Origin of the sequence: Paenibacillus dauci, from assembly GCF_000971985.1 — a bacterium.
GTDB classification, from domain to species: domain Bacteria; phylum Bacillota; class Bacilli; order Paenibacillales; family Paenibacillaceae; genus Saccharibacillus; species Saccharibacillus dauci.
Window position 1 is genome coordinate 43,701 of record NZ_LAQQ01000009.1, and the last position, 17,028, is coordinate 60,728.

Annotated in this window: 15 protein-coding genes and 2 tRNA genes; 5 read left to right on the forward strand and 12 right to left on the reverse strand. The window is 48.0% G+C overall.

Going from position 1 to position 17,028, the window contains the following annotated elements:
- Positions 1-193 precede the first annotated feature (193 nt).
- A tRNA-Arg gene (locus WH46_RS21695) sits at positions 194-267 on the forward strand.
- Between the two features lie 178 nt (positions 268-445).
- On the opposite strand, the gene WH46_RS21700 is transcribed toward WH46_RS21695, so the two are convergent.
- Positions 446-1,450 carry a Gfo/Idh/MocA family protein gene (locus tag WH46_RS21700; protein WP_046228343.1) on the reverse strand — a complete coding sequence of 335 codons (1,005 nt, stop codon included), beginning with the start codon at positions 1,448-1,450 and terminating at the stop codon, positions 446-448.
- A gap of 451 nt (positions 1,451-1,901) precedes the next feature.
- Here WH46_RS21700 and WH46_RS21705 point away from each other — a divergent pair, with 451 nt between their 5' ends.
- Positions 1,902-2,246, forward strand: coding sequence for a YkgJ family cysteine cluster protein (locus WH46_RS21705; protein WP_046228344.1), 345 nt, complete (start codon positions 1,902-1,904; stop codon positions 2,244-2,246).
- Positions 2,247-2,365: 119 nt separating this feature from the next.
- Here WH46_RS21705 and WH46_RS21710 read toward each other — a convergent pair whose 3' ends face one another.
- Complete coding sequence (locus WH46_RS21710) at positions 2,366-3,709, reverse strand: Gfo/Idh/MocA family protein (RefSeq protein ID WP_046228345.1); 1,344 nt, start codon at positions 3,707-3,709, stop codon at positions 2,366-2,368.
- 162 nt (positions 3,710-3,871) lie between these two features.
- Between WH46_RS21710 and WH46_RS21715 the strand changes: the two genes are divergently transcribed.
- The gene (locus tag WH46_RS21715) at positions 3,872-4,747 is read left to right on the forward strand and encodes a helix-turn-helix transcriptional regulator (protein WP_046228346.1); all 876 of its coding nucleotides are present in this window, start codon (positions 3,872-3,874) and stop codon (positions 4,745-4,747) included.
- Between the two features lie 148 nt (positions 4,748-4,895).
- Here WH46_RS21715 and WH46_RS21720 read toward each other — a convergent pair whose 3' ends face one another.
- The 3 genes from WH46_RS21720 to WH46_RS21730 all read right to left on the reverse strand — a co-directional run bounded on the left by WH46_RS21720 (position 4,896) and on the right by WH46_RS21730 (position 6,262).
- Positions 4,896-5,357: a hypothetical protein gene (locus WH46_RS21720; protein WP_046228347.1), complete on the reverse strand. Its 462-nt coding sequence runs from the start codon at positions 5,355-5,357 to the stop codon at positions 4,896-4,898.
- A gap of 104 nt (positions 5,358-5,461) precedes the next feature.
- Entirely contained in the window at positions 5,462-5,878 is a 417-nt protein-coding gene (gene psiE, locus WH46_RS21725; RefSeq protein ID WP_017814103.1) for a phosphate-starvation-inducible protein PsiE, read from the reverse strand.
- A gap of 310 nt (positions 5,879-6,188) precedes the next feature.
- Positions 6,189-6,262, reverse strand: a tRNA-Arg gene (locus WH46_RS21730).
- A gap of 327 nt (positions 6,263-6,589) precedes the next feature.
- Between WH46_RS21730 and WH46_RS21735 the strand changes: the two genes are divergently transcribed.
- Entirely contained in the window at positions 6,590-8,458 is a 1,869-nt protein-coding gene (locus WH46_RS21735) for a DUF342 domain-containing protein (RefSeq protein WP_052714333.1), read from the forward strand.
- A gap of 238 nt (positions 8,459-8,696) precedes the next feature.
- On the opposite strand, the gene WH46_RS21740 is transcribed toward WH46_RS21735, so the two are convergent.
- From WH46_RS21740 to rph, 7 genes are all read right to left on the reverse strand, one after another.
- Positions 8,697-9,572, reverse strand: coding sequence for an STM4011 family radical SAM protein (locus WH46_RS21740; RefSeq protein ID WP_046228404.1), 876 nt, complete (start codon positions 9,570-9,572; stop codon positions 8,697-8,699).
- Positions 9,573-9,786: 214 nt separating this feature from the next.
- The gene (locus WH46_RS21745) at positions 9,787-11,226 is read right to left on the reverse strand and encodes an STM4012 family radical SAM protein (RefSeq protein WP_052714334.1); all 1,440 of its coding nucleotides are present in this window, start codon (positions 11,224-11,226) and stop codon (positions 9,787-9,789) included.
- A 45-nt stretch (positions 11,227-11,271) separates the two neighbouring features.
- Entirely contained in the window at positions 11,272-12,057 is a 786-nt protein-coding gene (locus tag WH46_RS21750; protein WP_046228348.1) for an STM4013/SEN3800 family hydrolase, read from the reverse strand.
- Between the two features lie 6 nt (positions 12,058-12,063).
- Complete coding sequence (locus tag WH46_RS21755; protein WP_156172330.1) at positions 12,064-13,500, reverse strand: STM4014 family protein; 1,437 nt, start codon at positions 13,498-13,500, stop codon at positions 12,064-12,066.
- The gene (locus WH46_RS21760) at positions 13,473-14,315 is read right to left on the reverse strand and encodes an STM4015 family protein (protein WP_017814109.1); all 843 of its coding nucleotides are present in this window, start codon (positions 14,313-14,315) and stop codon (positions 13,473-13,475) included. The genes WH46_RS21755 and WH46_RS21760 overlap by 28 nt, the downstream gene beginning before the upstream one ends.
- A gap of 354 nt (positions 14,316-14,669) precedes the next feature.
- Positions 14,670-15,296 (reverse strand): XTP/dITP diphosphatase, encoded by a 627-nt coding sequence (locus WH46_RS21765; RefSeq protein WP_017814110.1) that lies wholly within the window; start codon positions 15,294-15,296, stop codon positions 14,670-14,672.
- Positions 15,293-16,051 (reverse strand): ribonuclease PH, encoded by a 759-nt coding sequence (rph, locus tag WH46_RS21770; RefSeq protein WP_017814111.1) that lies wholly within the window; start codon positions 16,049-16,051, stop codon positions 15,293-15,295. Before rph ends, WH46_RS21765 begins: the two co-directional genes overlap by 4 nt.
- A gap of 262 nt (positions 16,052-16,313) precedes the next feature.
- On the opposite strand from rph, the gene WH46_RS21775 reads away from it, so the two are divergent.
- Positions 16,314-16,901, forward strand: a complete 588-nt coding sequence (locus WH46_RS21775; protein WP_017814112.1) for a phosphatidylglycerophosphatase A family protein — start codon at positions 16,314-16,316, stop codon at positions 16,899-16,901.
- Positions 16,902-17,028 lie beyond the last annotated feature (127 nt).

The following is a 17,028-nucleotide window of genomic DNA, read 5'->3' on the forward strand; positions in this document are numbered from 1 at the left end:
TCGTTCGTAGATACCAGATGACCGCGTAATTCTTATATTGTTTATTAAGGAGAAATTTGCTTTTGAACACCGGTATTCTTTTGTGCTTTTAACTGGTGGAGGAACGGTATGCTAGCAGTTCATTAAAATTTGCTTGCCTTCCAACTTGGTTCATGATATTATATTTTTGTTGCGCTTGAAATATTGAATATTTGTCCCAGTAGCTCAGCCGGATAGAGCAACGGCCTTCTAAGCCGTCGGTCGGGGGTTCGAATCCCTCCTGGGACGTTACACACAAGAAAAAACCTTTCATCCTTTTAGGGGATGAGAGGCTTTTTTTGTTTTGGATTGTTCCCGGAATATTGTTGTTGATTTTGATGATACAAGTTTGGTGTGGTTATATTTATTAAAATAAAATCAGGATTACTTTTATTTAAGAAAAGCATCTTCAGGATTACATATTTTATTACATGCTTTCTTCTGGCTCGGAAGAAGCGAGCTTTTGCTCAAAGGGGTAACGCATATCCCATTTTTCACGAATACGTGTCATCAGCTCCATTACATCTGTCGTCAGATTCATCGTACGCTCTATCTGTTCTCCCTGAACGCAGCGATTCATATATCCCACTTCATATGCGAGTGCCTGATCCGTTGATCCACTCTGAATCATCTCGGTCTGACCATCTGCGTAATGAATAATCGCCTGGTCCGCCCGGGAAAACTCCTTGATCTCGATGTATCCCTTCTCACACCCAATCGTACCGATACGGGGAATCGAGGTATTCAGCGACAAGGATACATTGGCCATTTCATTGCGGCTTGTTCGCAGAATAGTCGCTGATTGCTCATCGACCCCGGTAGCAGCCTTCTGTACACTGGTCAGGATCTGGTCCAGCGGACCCGACAAAAAGCAGCGTACAAAAGAAAGCGCGTATACGCCCATATCAAGCAGTGCTCCTCCGGCCAGTTCAGGATTATAGAAACGGTTCTTCGGATCATATTCCTTGGGATCACCCATAGACACATTGATCATCTTGAGAGCACCCAACCGACCGCTATCTATAATCTTGTGCAGTTCCCCGTAGAGCGGCATATGATATATTGTCATGGCTTCCGCCAGGATCAACTTTTTCTCTGCTGCCACGGCCTGAATCTCCTTCAGTTCTTCGCTGTTAACAGTGATCGCCTTTTCGCAAAAAACATGCTTGTCTGCATGAAGACACTTCATGACATAGCTATGATGGTTACTATGAGGGGTAGCGATATATACAATATCAATCGAAGAATTACGCAGCATTTCATCTATATTATCGTAGGCATGCTCGGCACCGCATTCGGATGCAAACTGTCTGGAACGATCCATTTGGCGGGAGCACACTGCGAATACACGTCCATTCACCTGACGAATCGCGGCTGCAAAATCATGTGCAATTTCTCCTGTACCGACGATCGCCCAATTTAAAGTTGTCATACACTTGCCTCCTATTCTGTTGCTTCAGTCTTCTCTACCATTACCCTTTTACCATGATCGCTTACCAGTGCATACAAAAAGACGGCCGCTGTGTTCATGACAGGCGTACCGTCTATACAAAGAAAGTCTACTATATTTTCAACTGCTTGGTGTAGAGGATTCCAATCCTATTACCTTATTATTTGAAGCAAGAGCAAGTAAAACGATAGGGACATTTTACGAGCAGCTGTATCAATAAGAGAAAAGGGGAATAAGGTAAATCGCGAAAGTGACCTCCCCAGGAAATCTTTGTATTTTTTGGTTGGTTTTGATATAAATAACTTTGTTGAGGTAGATTGATATCTCCTGGTAGAGGTAGATTCATATCTCCTGGTAAGCGATAATCATGATGCTCACGAGCCTATTTCAATATAATCGCTCCCACCTATTACAGATTGGAAAGGAGAGTATTATGGAAGATTTACCATGCAAAGGCTGTAATGGAATGTGCTGCGGGCCTGTTCCCGTGACGGAGCAGAAGCTTAAAATAATCAAAAAGAAAGTAAAATCCATGCCTAAAAAAAGCAGGATGGAGCTGGAGAAGCAGCCGAGAAATTTTGGCACCTGTATGTTTTTTGATATGGAGAAGGATCGGTGTGGCATTCATTCCGCCAGACCAGGGGTTTGCCGTGCTTTCGGGTATTATAAGACTCTTGTTTGTTTTCGCAAACCGGAAATGGCGACCAAAGTGCATTGGAGCCCTGCCGACAAACCCGTTGGTATACTGTCGATAGACATCACATGGCAAGCTTTTTAGATAACAAGGGATATTTCCAGAGAATCTGGGAATACCCCTTGGGCGCAGGCTTTGTCCACATTCTTTGTCCTGGCTCTATAAAAGAACTACATATAAAAGGTTTATCTGCTTAGTAAAGTTTATCTGCTCAGTGAACCATCAGCAGCTACTGATGAAGCTGGGGAAAGGATCGACGACGGAATCTGAATAAGACTATCTACCTGCACAGACATTCCGGTACGGATCGACTGGTTGGCAGCAATCCCTGTCAGGATCGATCGGGCTCCATCGATATGATTGGCTGCACGGTGAAAAGGATCTTCTGCTGGCTCACCAAACAGATCGTTCAGCAGCTCAGGATCTCCTCCACCGTGACCGCCTGCCTTTTCTTCTACATCTACCTCGTATGGTTCGGCGAACATTGGGAATACCCGGATCTGTTTGCCTTCCAGTGCGCCTTCATCGGCTTTGTCTCCACCAGCGTTAACATAGGACTTTTCAATGACCTGCATTTCGATCCGCCCACGGGTACCATTAAAAGCAATGCGATAGCCTTCCCAGGGCATATAGGCATTCAGCGAATACGTAAGCATCGCTTTGTTCTTGTAGCGGACGATAACACTCATCGTGTCCTCAATACTGATACCGTCACCGAATACGCTCTGATCTCGCTGATAGCCGTCTTCATGCTCGGCATCCAGATACATCGCTTTGAGATTGGGATTATCATCGAGTGTTAGAGCGAATGGGTCATCCACTGCAGCCGGATTGCCGGTTGCCCGGTTATAAAAGGAAGTCACACCCCGCTGTTCTGCATTTTCCCGGCCATAAAACAGCAAATCACCAAAAGCAAATACCGTATCCGGCTGAGAACCGATCCAGAAATTCACCAAATCAAAATGATGGGTGGACTTGTGTACAAGCAATCCCCCGCTATTGCGCTTGTCCCGGTGCCAGCGGCGGAAATAATCGGCGCCATGCTGGGTGTTGAGCAGCCATTCAAAATGTACCGAAGTCACTTCGCCTATCACACCATCGCGGATCAGCTCGCGTGCCCGGGTATGGTGGGGAGCATAACGATAATTGAAGGTCACCCGTACATTGCGTCCGGTTCGGGCAACTGCATCCATAATTTCCTGGCATTTATGTTCATCTACTGTCATCGGCTTCTCGGTGATCACATCGCAGCCCAGCTCCATCGCCCGGATAATATAGCGATGATGGGTACGATCCACACTGGTGACAATCACAATATCCGGTTTCTTTTCGGTAATCATCTGATCAAACTGATCGGCTGTATACAAATCGACCGGGTGATAATCATACTTTTGCTCCAGAAGTGTATTCGCATAACGTGCTCTCGTCTGATTGATATCGCAAAAAGCTACCAGTTCAGCGGTCTCGCGAAAATCGCGGGCAATTGCTCCATAAAAAAACTCCGCACGTCCACCTGTGCCTACAAGTGCATACTTTTTCTGCTTCATTTAAATAGTGCCTCCTCAGAACATGATAAGACTGTCTGAGTCCACATTAGCAAAAAAAGCGGTTCTATTCTCCGCAAATGATGCTTTGTTTCGATAATACCGCTTATTTTGTGTGATATACTCTCGAATAGATAACGCTTACATAAAGGTAGGGAAACATATATGAATCCGGATCTGCACAGTAATCTAACCAGCCCTCATGCGCTGGTCGCTGAATATATCGTACGTAGTGATTATTTTGCCATGACTACCGAACATGTACATCCTCATTATGAGATCTATATTCTGTTGTCGGGTGAACGAACCTATTTTATCGGGGATCAATTATATGAAGTGCATACCGGAGATATTGTATTTATCGGCAAAGACGAGCTGCACCGGACACTGCCCGGCAAGCTGCCGGATCATAAGCGCATTGTGCTGTATTTTAATGATCAGTTTGTAGAACAGCATTTTGGTAAAGATAAACAGTGGCTGCTTCGGCCTTTTCATAGCGGTTATCCGGTCTTCCATACCACTGTTCGGGATCAGATATGGCTGCAGCCGGTTATTCAGCAGCTGGTACGTGAACTGACTATTCAGGCTGAAGGATACCAGCTGCTTGTTCATCATCTGGTGATGGAGCTGCTCATTCACTGCGCCCGCAGCCAATCTTCATCCTCAGCCGAATCGCCATCCAGCCGGACTGCTGTCCAGCAGCAGATGTCCGATGTGGCCCAATATATCAAACAGAACCATCAACAGCCGCTGTCCCTACAGACCATCGCTGATCAATTTCATCTCAGTCCATCCCATCTAAGCCGGATGTTCAAGCGGACGACCGGATTCCACCTCACGGAATATATGAATACAGTACGCATCCAGACTGCCCAGCAGTTGCTACGGGAAACCGAGCTCAAAATCATCGATATTGCCGAATTATCAGGATTTAACAACTTCTCCCACTTTGGCAAAATATTCAAACAGATGTGCCAGGTCAGTCCACGGGAATATCGAATAGCAGCAGGCAAGCGATCCAACCTGAACGCCCAGCAATAAAAGCAGCCATGCTATATGATTAACTGCTGATATAAAATCATTGATCGCTGTACGAGCGAAGTTTGCTATACGATCGAGGCCCACTATAAGATCAACAACCATATAAGACCAATAGCGGTATACAGTCAGCGGTTGTCTACTGCCGATTTTACAGTTGCGAAGCTTCGGCAGAAGTCAGCAGTGCACGCAGCAGTAGTGAAGAGCTGCCATCTTCGTGTTCCAGCAGCACCCAGTTAACCGCAATCGTATCTTTGAGCTGCTGTGCTTGTTCAAGTGTCAGCTGAAGGCCGTCCATTCGCCCTTCTTCCCCTTCGGTATAATCACGTTCTGTCTCCATAGACAATGCATACTTGAGCCAGTTCTTCATTCCAGGCACTGTTGTAAACGTCATACGATATCCGTCACGGACTGCCTCTACCAGCTGTTCACCATGTTCCTTTGCATAATTCATCCATTCGGCAAAATCGATATCTGCACTGCTGACCGCGCGTAGCGGAGCATCTTCCTGTTCATTCAGTGCCTGAATCATCATATCTTCTGCCATACCATCCGAACGCAGACGTTCAATAATAATCGCACTGCGCTGGGAGATTTTCACTTGTTCTGTCATGGGTTCGTCCTCCATTGCTTCATTTATAGCGATTGATGCTGAGCATAACCGATCAATAGCTCTACAACTATCGTATCATACTCCCTGCACCGTATGCTGCTGTATCAGTTGTCGCGGCGAATCGGGCGTGTATTGGCGAGCAGCAGTGCACCGAGCAGCGCCAGAATAGCGAGAGACCATAATAGCGTACTCATCGCATTATCATAATCTACAATGATCAGCCGAATAATTGCTGTGATTCCAATATAGATGAAGTAACGCAGCGGAAAATGGAACCCGCTTTTGAAATACTTGACGATCAGGGCAATAAACTCAAAATACAAAAAGAATACCAGCAGTTGATCCATGAATTCATACGCAGTTGTCCCTGTATCTGCACTAATAAAGATGAAGCTGAAAATGTACCAGGTCTCTTTTAAAAGAAAAAAACATAATGTAAAAGCGACCAACCCAAGTGTGATATTGAGTACTGCCTGCAAAATAGCCGGAATCTGTTGCACATGCCGCATCCAGTTTTTCATATTTATTTCTCCTGTCTATGGATTTGTTTAGTTATAGGAACAGGTCGCAATGTATGAATCTGTAAGGCTTCGATAGATGAACTGAGTATACAATTTGTTATTATAAGCTGCAATAAGCCATTAAGGATGTCTCGACAGATAGTGTAATTGGTGCTGATGGGTAATGTATTACAAACTACTTCAGGTAAAGATTATGCTCTATTTGAATACTCTTATATCTGCTCGGACAGGCTCTCTTCACATTCAAATTTCATGAAATAAATACAAAAAAAGCGCCCTTCATTATATAAAATGAAGAGCGCTTTTTGAACGTCCCAGGAGGGATTCGAACCCCCGACCGACGGCTTAGAAGGCCGTTGCTCTATCCAGCTGAGCTACTGGGACAAAGAATATGTATAATTTGACGACAAATGATATTATACCGTAAATCACAATTTTTTCAAATATAATTTTTGATAGCAGTTAGCCAGCCCTTGCTATCTGGTATATACTGGCTAAATAAGTGGTTATTCAAATAAAAATGCTCTTTATTTCAATTTTTAACGAAAATAATAGTGCTAATTATCCAAAAATAAGTTTTAATTGGGAAAATGTGTATTATAATATACCTACAACTATTTAACTAATATAAAAGCGCTATTAACTCTTTATATATTGCAATCGTTATCATATCGGCTGATATGTCATTGAACTGAAATGGAGGTATCCATAATGTCTACATCTCTATCCGGCCATGAATCAGAGCATCCTATGCAGGAGTTATCGGAGGAACCAACTAAATCAGCTGCCTCTTCGGTATGGGATGATGATATCCCGGACGGCGGAAAGCACGGATGGGTCAAGATCAAAGATAACCGTATCCATGTATTTCCTCCACGTCAGGGAGGTCGGCCGGCTTCGATCCGTGGTGCTGCTCCGGTCTCGTTGATTGTGAACAAAAATATTATTGCCGGAACTGCTCCGATTGGTGAAGAAGATATCATTACCTGGGAACTTCAGCATGAACCGCTGTTCGAGATCAAAGTCTCTTCGGACAAGATGGAAGCGTACCTGATTCTGCATGAAAAGGTACGTTACGAATGGAATCTGGTGGATACCCCAGCTTCGGCGCAGCTTACGGTACAGGCCGTACCGAATCATGAGCGCATTATCGAGACACTGGAATTCACTCATATTATGGATGCACTGGAGAGCCGTCATATTATCAAAAATATAGACAAAGCCGCCATTTTGCAAGAGCTGGAGCTTCCTTCCGGCAAACCGGTCGTAGTAGCACGCGGACAGGCATCCGTACCAGGAACCGATGCCAGATTGGAGCTGTTTTTCCCGGAACAGATTGAATCGGTGTTCCATGAAGCAAGTGGTGTCGTGGATCATCGCAGTTACCGGCGTATTCCATCGGTACATGAAGGCGAAGTGATCGCTACCAAGCATGCACTGGTAACCGGATTACCCGGCTATGATGTATTCGGCAATGAATTGCCTCCAAAACAGGCGCTGGATCTGGAAGTAACCGCGGGAGAATCTACTGAAATGAATGAAGCCGGTGAGATCATTGCTCTGCGTCCGGGCCGTCCGCGGATGACCGGGCGCGGCAACCGTCGACAGGTAGACATTTCCAGTGCTTTTGTTGTAAATGGAGATGTGGATCTGCGTACAGGCAATATTGTATTCGCCGGAGACGTCATTGTGCATGGCAATGTCACTGATCATATGATTATCGAATCGCTCGGTAATGTGTATATTCATGGCAATGTATACAACTCTACCATTACTGCAACAGGCAGTATTTCTATTCAGGGAACCGTAATCGGTGGACGGGTATATTCGGGCTATTTTGGCGTGATGTTCAACCGGATGTATGCTGCTTCCAAACAGCTTAGTCATGAAATGCGCCAGCTTGATATGGCTGCACAGGTGCTTGCCGACGAGCTGCGTACCCGTAATCAGCCGATTCGTTACAGCCAGATGGTCATGCTGTTGATTGAACGCAAGTTCCGTAATATTCCCGAGCTTGGCAAGGAATTGCTTCAGGTCTTTTCCAGTATTCAATATATCCAGACCAAGGATACCGAGCAGCTCAAGCTGATGCTCGCCGATCTGATGAACTCTGCCAGCATTCTGGAGAAGATAGACGAACAGAGCATTCTGAGTATGCGCGGTTATCTGGATCGGCTGTATGCGAGCGTATCCAGTATGCAGGAGATTCAGGTCAATATTGAACTGTCCCGCTGCCAGTCCAGCGAGATCAAGTCGAACGGAGATATTATCATTACCCGTGAAGGAGTGCTGCAAAGTAACCTATACTCCGCTGGCAGCATTGCCTTTATCAAGGATCAGTCGGTATGCCGCGGCTCTCGTCTGGAAGCTGAAGAGCGTATTATTGCAGGTACGGTCGGCAGTGATGCCAATGCCCGCTGCGTACTGCAAGCCAAGCAGCATGTGTATGTCAAAAAACTGTACAATGGCTATATTGTCGTGGATCAACATCGCTGGAATGTGATTGATATGATGCATGATCAGTTGTTTGATGTAGAGTATATGCAGGTTCATGCTCCTATTCATTCTTCGACGGTATAAAAGGAAGATCCTACGTATTTATCAGCTGCCAATATATAAAACAGGCTAATCCTGGGTTGGGAAATGACCGGGATTAGCCTGTTACTGTTATTGGGACGTTATTGCTATTGATAGGGTGTGATAGTTATACCAGTCGGTACAATATCAGGTTGATCAGGATGCTCGGTCTACATTTGCATCGACCTATTCGCCTAGGGATCAATAATCTATCAGTGAATCTAGTGAATCTAATGTGCATTTATCTGTCTATGTGATGAATATAACCAGTCGGAATACGCTCCAGTATACTTTTGCCGTAAATGTCCGCAAACGGCTGATCCGGCATGTGGATATATCCAATATAGCAGCCGCATTGCTTCATTCCGCAGGGACGTACACCCGCAATATCGCGCAGACTGCGCCGGTAGATATTGCCGATCACCCGCTTGTCCTGATAGCAGCGCTTCACCATGCCATTCCCCTGTATATAAAATACATTCTGTCCAGCCAGACAGGATTGCCCCAGACTGTCGTAATCACGCAAATTATACTCAAAATAGGGATCGATCTGCTGCAGCTCAGAGACTTCTTCCGGCCGATAATATGCCGGACGATCCTTGAATGCATTAATCCAGACATATACATCTTCCGGCAGACGGGCACGCAGCGAGCGGATCGCCGGGAACGCTTCGCGCAGACCGACGATTCCTGCACTAAAGGATATCCCCTGCTCATGCAGCCGCATCCCCTGCCCCACAAAAAAATCCTCACTTGTCTGTCCCGGATGGTAGGTCGCCCAAAAGGCTGCTGTGCTGCGGTTCAGATCAGTTGTCCAATCCAGCTTGACCGACAGATTGGTCTGAATGGCTACCTTGTCCACATGCGGCAGATGAGACAGCTCTACCATCGCCCTCCGGTACCAACCATGTACCAACCCTTCTCCATATGGATTGAAAAAGATAGACAATCGATTCCCAGCCTGCTCCTGTTCGCGAGCCCACTGCACAAATTGTTCCAGCTGCTGCCGATCCCGCAGCAGTGTCTCCCGGCTGTCTACCGTCTTGCTAAATGGGCAATAAGGACAGGCATAATTGCAGGAAGACAGACTACCACGGTAATACAGGGAAAAGGACAGCTCCTGCGGTACCGCTTCTACAGCGGAATGGTTGTTATGCTGCTCGGCTCCGATGACTTTACTCCCGCTATTTAGAACAGAAGCATATTCGCGCATATCCTTTTTCCCCTTTCTATAAATAATGTGCATCGTCTTGTTATTCCGATTGGCTTATAGTGAGCCATTGGCTTCAGCATGATATCCAGCCCTATCAGCTGCTGCATTGCCCACATCTTCATTGTCCGACATAGCTTTCCATCAATGCATAGACCTCCGGTGAGATCAGCCAGTCGCCAATGCTGTCCGAATAAGCCAGCCCTTCACGGGTCAGTCGAAGTACTTTGGTCGATATAGTAGATGAATCCACACGCCCTGAATCATGTTCAGCCGTCGAATATGAAGAAACGACCATTTCGGCAAGTCCGGTCCAGATCAGATGATGCAGCTCTGGCAGATCGTCCAGTGGTGATGTACCGAATCGCTGGTGATAATCGGACAGCTCCAGACCTTCACGATGCAAAATGGCTTTGAGAACAAAGCGACGCTTGCGCTCCTGCTCATTCAGCACAAACCCATAATCGGCGGTGTCATAGCGCTCTGCCGCTACATAATCGGCAATAATGCTGCGGGTAGCGGCTGTACTCACTCCATAACGCGAAGCATAATGTACATCCTGCGTATAAGAACGTGCGCCGCATCCAAGTCCCGCCATCCCTTCTTCCTGACAGCTATAGGGCAGCAGCTCCTTGGATGAATGAAATTCCCGGGCAAACCGGCGCATGGAATACTGGGTGTATCCTGCCGCTTCAAGCCGATTGACAGCCGCCCGATACAGCTGCAAACGGATATCCTGTTCCAGTCCGGTCTGACCCGGTTTGAGAATCGTATTCTCACGGACATACAATGGATAGAGGAATATCTCGCCCGGCTCATATGATAATGCCTGCTCCACCGAATACAGCCATGATTCCACGGTCTGTCCCGGTAATCCATAGATCAGATCCACATTCAGCAGAGGAAACTGATAGTCTGTCAGCATATCCAGCGCCTGACGTACCAGCGCCGGCTTTTGCGGACGGTAAATAGCGGCACTCTCGGCTTCGATAAAGCTCTGAATTCCCATGCTGACCCGGTCGGTTCCGCGGCGCTTCAGAATCTCCAGACGCTCCGGCGTAACGGTATCCGGTGATGTTTCCACCGAAATAGACGCCTGCGCCGGGTTTAGTCCCATCACGTTCTCGGCGATATCAAACAGCCGCTCCAGCTGCTCCGGAGCCAGTAGTGTCGGTGTACCTCCGCCGATCGCAAACCGGGAGAACGGCCGTCCCGACATGATCGGTGCCCACTGACGAGCCTGACGTTCCAGGGCATCTACGTATTCTTTATGTACATCTGCCCGCTTGTCCGGCAGGGTAAACAGATTGCAGAATCCGCAGCGCGCCGCGCAGAACGGAATATGCATATACAAAAAATAGCTGTCCAGCTGTTCTTTTGACCATAAGGATTGAAGGGAATAAGGAGGGTCCAGTTCACGGTATGCCGTCTTGTGCGGATAGGAATACAAATACGAACGATAAGGGGCTTCGGTAATCTGGCGGTTCCATTCCTGCAGTTCAGGCGTCCATTCCAGAGGAGATAAGGCATGGAGCGGTAATTGTGTAGGCTCCTGATTCATGGTGTAACACTCCTTTTTGTACGTTCTAGCTCACTGTGGTGCCTGTTACAGGAAAAATTCACGATACGGCACATTCCAGACCACCTCGTGCGCGAGCCGGTGACCTTCATATCCATCTTCGCCATAAGCTGTGCCGTGATCGGAGAAAATGAGACAGAAGACCGGACGCTGACGATTCCTCAGCGCTTCAAACAATCGTCCCAGCTCACCATCCACATAACGCAGAGCAGCCCGCTGACTGTCGACCGAATCGTGATGAGTACCGGGAATAAAATAATGATTGGGTCCATGGATCGCAGACACATTCATAAACAAAAACAGCTTTTGCTGCTCATCCGCGCCATCCAGCAGCTTGAGGGCATGGTTCACCTGATTCTCTGTTGAACGTGGATTGGTGACGCCAAAGTTCATGCGCCAGTAGCTTTCCTGAAAGTAGCCGGGCAGCACTTTGGATAATTTATTTTTTTTGGTAAAAAAGATCACGCCGCCGATACAGATCGTGCGGTATCCCTCCTGGGCGAGTCCGGATACAATATCCGGCGCATCAAATAGCCATGTGTTGGGATGGGTACGCAGTCCGCTGTTTTTACCGTGAAACAGCCGCACATGGGAAGCCTTGTCCGTATTGGCAGGTGTCGGCAAAAAGCCTCCAAAAAAAGCATGATGCGCTGCATAGGTGAAGCTGCCCGGCGTATGCCGCTTCTCCCAGGAGCCTGATCCGCACAGATTGGGACAGTTTTCTTCTTCCAATTTGGCGACATCATAGCGCAGCGTATCCAGCGTAATCATCACGATATCGTGGCTGCCTACCACTTCATTCATATTAATCATGTTATATTAATTCCTTTCCAGCCAGCGAGCGAGCTCCCATTCATAGGCGCCCATCTCCTGATGCTGTACATAATAAAGCAAATCACCAAACGGATTCACATCTGCGATCAGCGGCATACCTCCACCGGCAGGCACAAGCACATCCATACCCGCACAAAAAGAACCCGGAAATGCAGCAAGACCAGCCAGTGCCGTAGTACGGATATTTTCCCTGATCGCTGCGGACAGACCGGTTTGCTCCAGCAACATCCGTTCATTGCGCAGATGCAGATTCGTTATGGGTGTCCGGCTAAGTCGTACTACCGCATGGCCAGCCTGTGCGCCGCAGACAAGCTGGCGTATATCATAAGCTTTGCCATCCAGCATGTCCTTGCTGATCCAGCGCTCCACATGCATGCCTTCCTGTCCTACCCAGTCCATGATTCGGCGGATTGTCCCGTGATCGGTATACTGCCGAAGTCTGCCGGAATTATAGATAACCGTCTCTCCATTCCACTGCTCGATACCTACTGTAGTCGAAGCAATCTCTGCACCTGTGCGGGGATGATACTGGTAAGCAATCACACCTGACGCACCGGACCCGCAGAACAGTTTGACAAATACGCGATGTACCTGTCGCCGCTCCATGAGCTGCCGCAGCGAATCATAGCTGTTGGGCATCTCTGTATACGATGAAGCCAGCACAACCGGTACCTTTACGTCTGCCTGATCCAGCCAGTTCGAGCAGCGGCGTTTGTCGAACATAATAGCGGCTTCGGCCGGATCATTCATCCAGTTGGCATGAGGCAGATCACGCTGCACTTGCACATGCAGCCAGGACAGCAGTCGGCACCAGCCGCGGAACCACTGGGCCGGATACAGCACTCGTCCATGATACGGCTCCAACCGCCTCGCAAGCATTGCCGAAATCGAACTTCCCTGTGTGTACGCAGGCAGTGGCAGCAGATCATCATCGATCCAGCCTTCCGCATCGTCTGCTCCCAATGCAATCAGTCCACGTTCTACCGCTATATTCTCGCCAGGTGCATCCAGCCGCAGGGTGAGCAAGCCGGATAGCTGACTCGCTGTCCATCCCTGCTTCTCTTCATCATTATCCATGTGCATCCTGTGATCAGACCATTCATTATTGTCCAAAGAGACAGGAGGCGCCGATTCAGCTGCTTTTCCGTTTCCTGCCAAACCATGTTTATCCATGAAAGGAAACGAAGAATCTGTCTGAATAAGTCGATGATTATCCTGCCGCCGAATCAGACTTTCCAATAGATCAATGAGGCGATCTCCTGCACGAATCGCCTGCAGCAACCGGATATAGGGAACTTCCAGCGCAGCAGGCTGTCCATGATACTGCAGAGCCTGCTGCCAGCCGGTCGTCCGTCTATTGCCGGGATTACCGAACAGAATCGTATAAGAACGCATTACTCCGTCAGCGACGGATAACGCCAATCATCATCCAGATCCTGCTGATCGTCGAGTGTGACATTTACTCCGCTGTTGCGCCATTTGAGCACCAGGCTATCCGACATATAATGATAATTCAGATTAAGATGCTTCAAGCTCCGCACCGCTTCGCTATTTAGCAGCGCTTCTCCGCCTTTGTCCGTTAATGTGCCTTCGGACAGATCCAGCTCTTCCAGTTGCTGCACTACCGGTGCATTAGCTGCGGCAATCGCAATCTCATCCTGTAGCTCACTGTCTTTGAGTCCCAGAGAGGTCAGTTTGGGAAATGGATTCTCGTACAGGAAAGGTAGAATATCCTTTTCCAAATTCCCGTCAAATCCGTAGTCGTCCACTCCCAGATACAATTCCAGCTTGCGCAGTTCGGGCAGGTTGGCCTTATGAATCGATTGCAGAACCGAAGCTGACAAGCCGCCACAGATAATCGTCAGTTCCTGCAAGCGCGCATGTTCCAGCGGTTCCAGCTCCAGACTGCTGCTGCCTTTGATTATAAAGGACTCCAGCTGCGGATAAGCAGCCAGCAGTGGGCCCAGATTGGACTGATTGATCCAGGATACTTCACATTCTTCATTGCTCATATCCCCGATAAACAGTTTGCGCAGATTCGGAAAGCGGCTGCTCGATTCTATCAATACAGGCAGGAAGCTATCCGGCGACTCTTCATAGGCGGCTCCCCAATCACCGATTAACAGACTGGTAAGCGATTGGCTTTTTTCGTCGTCCTGTGCAAGTTCTTCAATCAGGGGAGCCAGAGTTGCTCCATCTTCGTAGGCATCAAAATCCAGACTCAATTTGATTTCCATTATGTATTCCTCCGTTTCATATACTGATAAGCGAGTAACGCGCTGATAACAACCATTTTACATGAGTAAGCAGTTATAAATCAAAGACTTCGAGCGGATTGGAGTTGATTTATTTTTGTTTACGATCAAACTGAACATTTCACTAACCTATCCTGTTTTTAATAGATTCGCTGTCTCTTTTAACCAGCTTACTCTACTACTATCTTCAGCTCGTATATTTTCAGGTTGCCATACCAAAAAAAGCTGTACAACCCTCGAGGGCTGTACAGCTTTTAAATTAGAAACTTACCTGAATCGAACAAGAATAACAAGAGTCTGGTATCTATCGATTAGGCTGCTTCCAGAATCAATCCATTATTGTTCCAACTGGGCAACCAGACTGCGCAGTGCAGCGCCTCGGTGGCTGATACTCTGCTTCTGCTCCATGGTCAGATCAGCCATGGTCTTCTCCTCCGAAGGAACATAGAACAGCGGATCATAGCCAAATCCCTTGCTGCCTGACGGCTCGGACGTAATCCATCCTTCGACGGTTCCTTCGGCAGTCAGTGTCTCGCAAGTCGCCGGATCATACAGTGCCAGGCTGCACACAAAACGTGCCGTACTAAGCAGCGACTGTTCCGTATCCTCGCCCAGCTGCAGCTGCTCCAGCGCATCTAGTAGCTTGGCATTATTATCCGCATCGGTTGCCTGTTCCCCGGCATAACGTGCCGAATATACACCTGGCGCTCCGTCGAGACGGTCTACACAGAGACCCGAGTCGTCTGCTAATACAGGCACACCCAGCGCATCAGCGACTGTTTTGGCTTTTTTGAACGCATTCTCGGCAAAAGTCGTACCATCTTCCACAATCTCCGGCAGATCCGGATAATCAAACATACTGCGCACTTCCAGTCCATATGGAGCCAGAGCGTGCGTAAATTCCAGTACTTTACCTTTATTTCGGGTCGCAACAATAACGGTATTGCCGCTCACCTTTTTCATACCTGTGCGCCTGCCTGTCCGCTCGTGATTTTGAGCGCGATCGGGCCGAGGATTTCTTTTTGCAGCTCAATCATCTGCTGAATGCCCTGTTCTCCAAGCTCCAGCATCTGGTCCAGCTCCTTGCGGGTAAATGGACGATCTTCGCCTGTTCCCTGAAGCTCTACAAATTCACCGGTACCGGTCATAACGACGTTCATATCGACTTTGGCTTTGGAATCTTCTTCATAGTTCAGATCCAGTACAGCGCGGTCGCCTACGATACCTACGCTGACTGAAGCCAGATAATCGGTAATCGGGAAACGTGCCAGCTTGTGCTGTACCGCCAGTTTGTCCATCGCCATCGCAAGTGCAACAAATGATCCGGTAATCGAAGTCGTACGTGTACCGCCATCCGCCTGGATCACGTCACAGTCTACCGTAATCGTACGCTCGCCGAGTGCCTGCAAATCTACGATCGAGCGCAGTGCGCGTCCGATCAGACGCTGGATTTCCATTGTGCGTCCGCCCAGTTTGCCTTTGGCGGCTTCACGCTGGTTACGTGTCTGTGTTGCGCGCGGGAGCATCGAGTACTCGGCGGTTACCCAGCCTCTGCCCTGTCCTTTCATGAAATGAGGAACACGTTCCTCGACCGAAGCCGTGCACAGTACTTTGGTATCGCCTACTTCGATGTACACGGAACCTTCCGCGTATTTATTGACATTGGGTGTTATTTTCAAAGGGCGCAATTCGTTCTGCTGCCGTCCGTTGATTCTCATGGTTGTCTGCCTCCTGCTTCTTATTTCGCATCCTTATTCTAACAAACCTCTCTCCTAAAAGCACCCTTAACCGTGAATTGACCGGAATCCACTATAAATAACCTCTCTCCGGTGCCTTCCAATTCCACTCTATTATCATCTGGTTAGCATAAGGTACACACAGGTTAATATATCCCATATATACGGCTGTACGCGATTTGGACAGAGATTCTGCCGACCTGCGAACAGCCAGCTACAGTTCTATAGAGAGAGGTGTATTCATATGGAAAACAACGAATCCGGCAAAATGCCTTATAGTCTGCATAGTCTGAATGTAGAGCAGGCGACCCGGGAATGGCTGACCAAGCGTGGAGTCAGTATACGCGAAATTGCGGAGCTGGTCCTTTTTCTCCAGCAGAGCTATTATCCGGATCTGACGATGGAGGAATGCGAGCAGAGCGTCAACAAAGTATTGATGAAGCGCGAAGTACAGAATGCACTGCTGACCGGCGTGCAGCTGGATATTCTCGCAGAAAAAGGGCAGCTGATCTCGCCGCTGCAGGAGATGATCGAGAATGATGAAGGATTGTACGGAGTCGATGAGATTCTGGCCTTTGCCATTGTAAATGTATACGGCAGTATCGGGTTCACCAACTATGGCTATATCGACAAACTGAAACCTGGCGTACTCGGACGACTGAACGACAAGAGTCTGGGACCGATCCATACCTTCTTTGACGATATTGTCGGTGCGATTGCAGCCGCAGCCAGCAGCCGGATTGCCCACGGACGGCAGATGGATAATGAGCAGCATGTCGTCGATACCGCCCAGATCGAACTGCCGGAAGATGACGAGGCAAGCGAGCATTAAAGATAACCAGGTAAAGATACACAACCTGGAAAAGCAGCTATCCCTAAGACCCTTTTCGCAGCTGAAGACTGGACTTTTGCCGTATCTTATCTCGTAAGGGTAGCAAAAATAAAGCGAAATTAGCTGC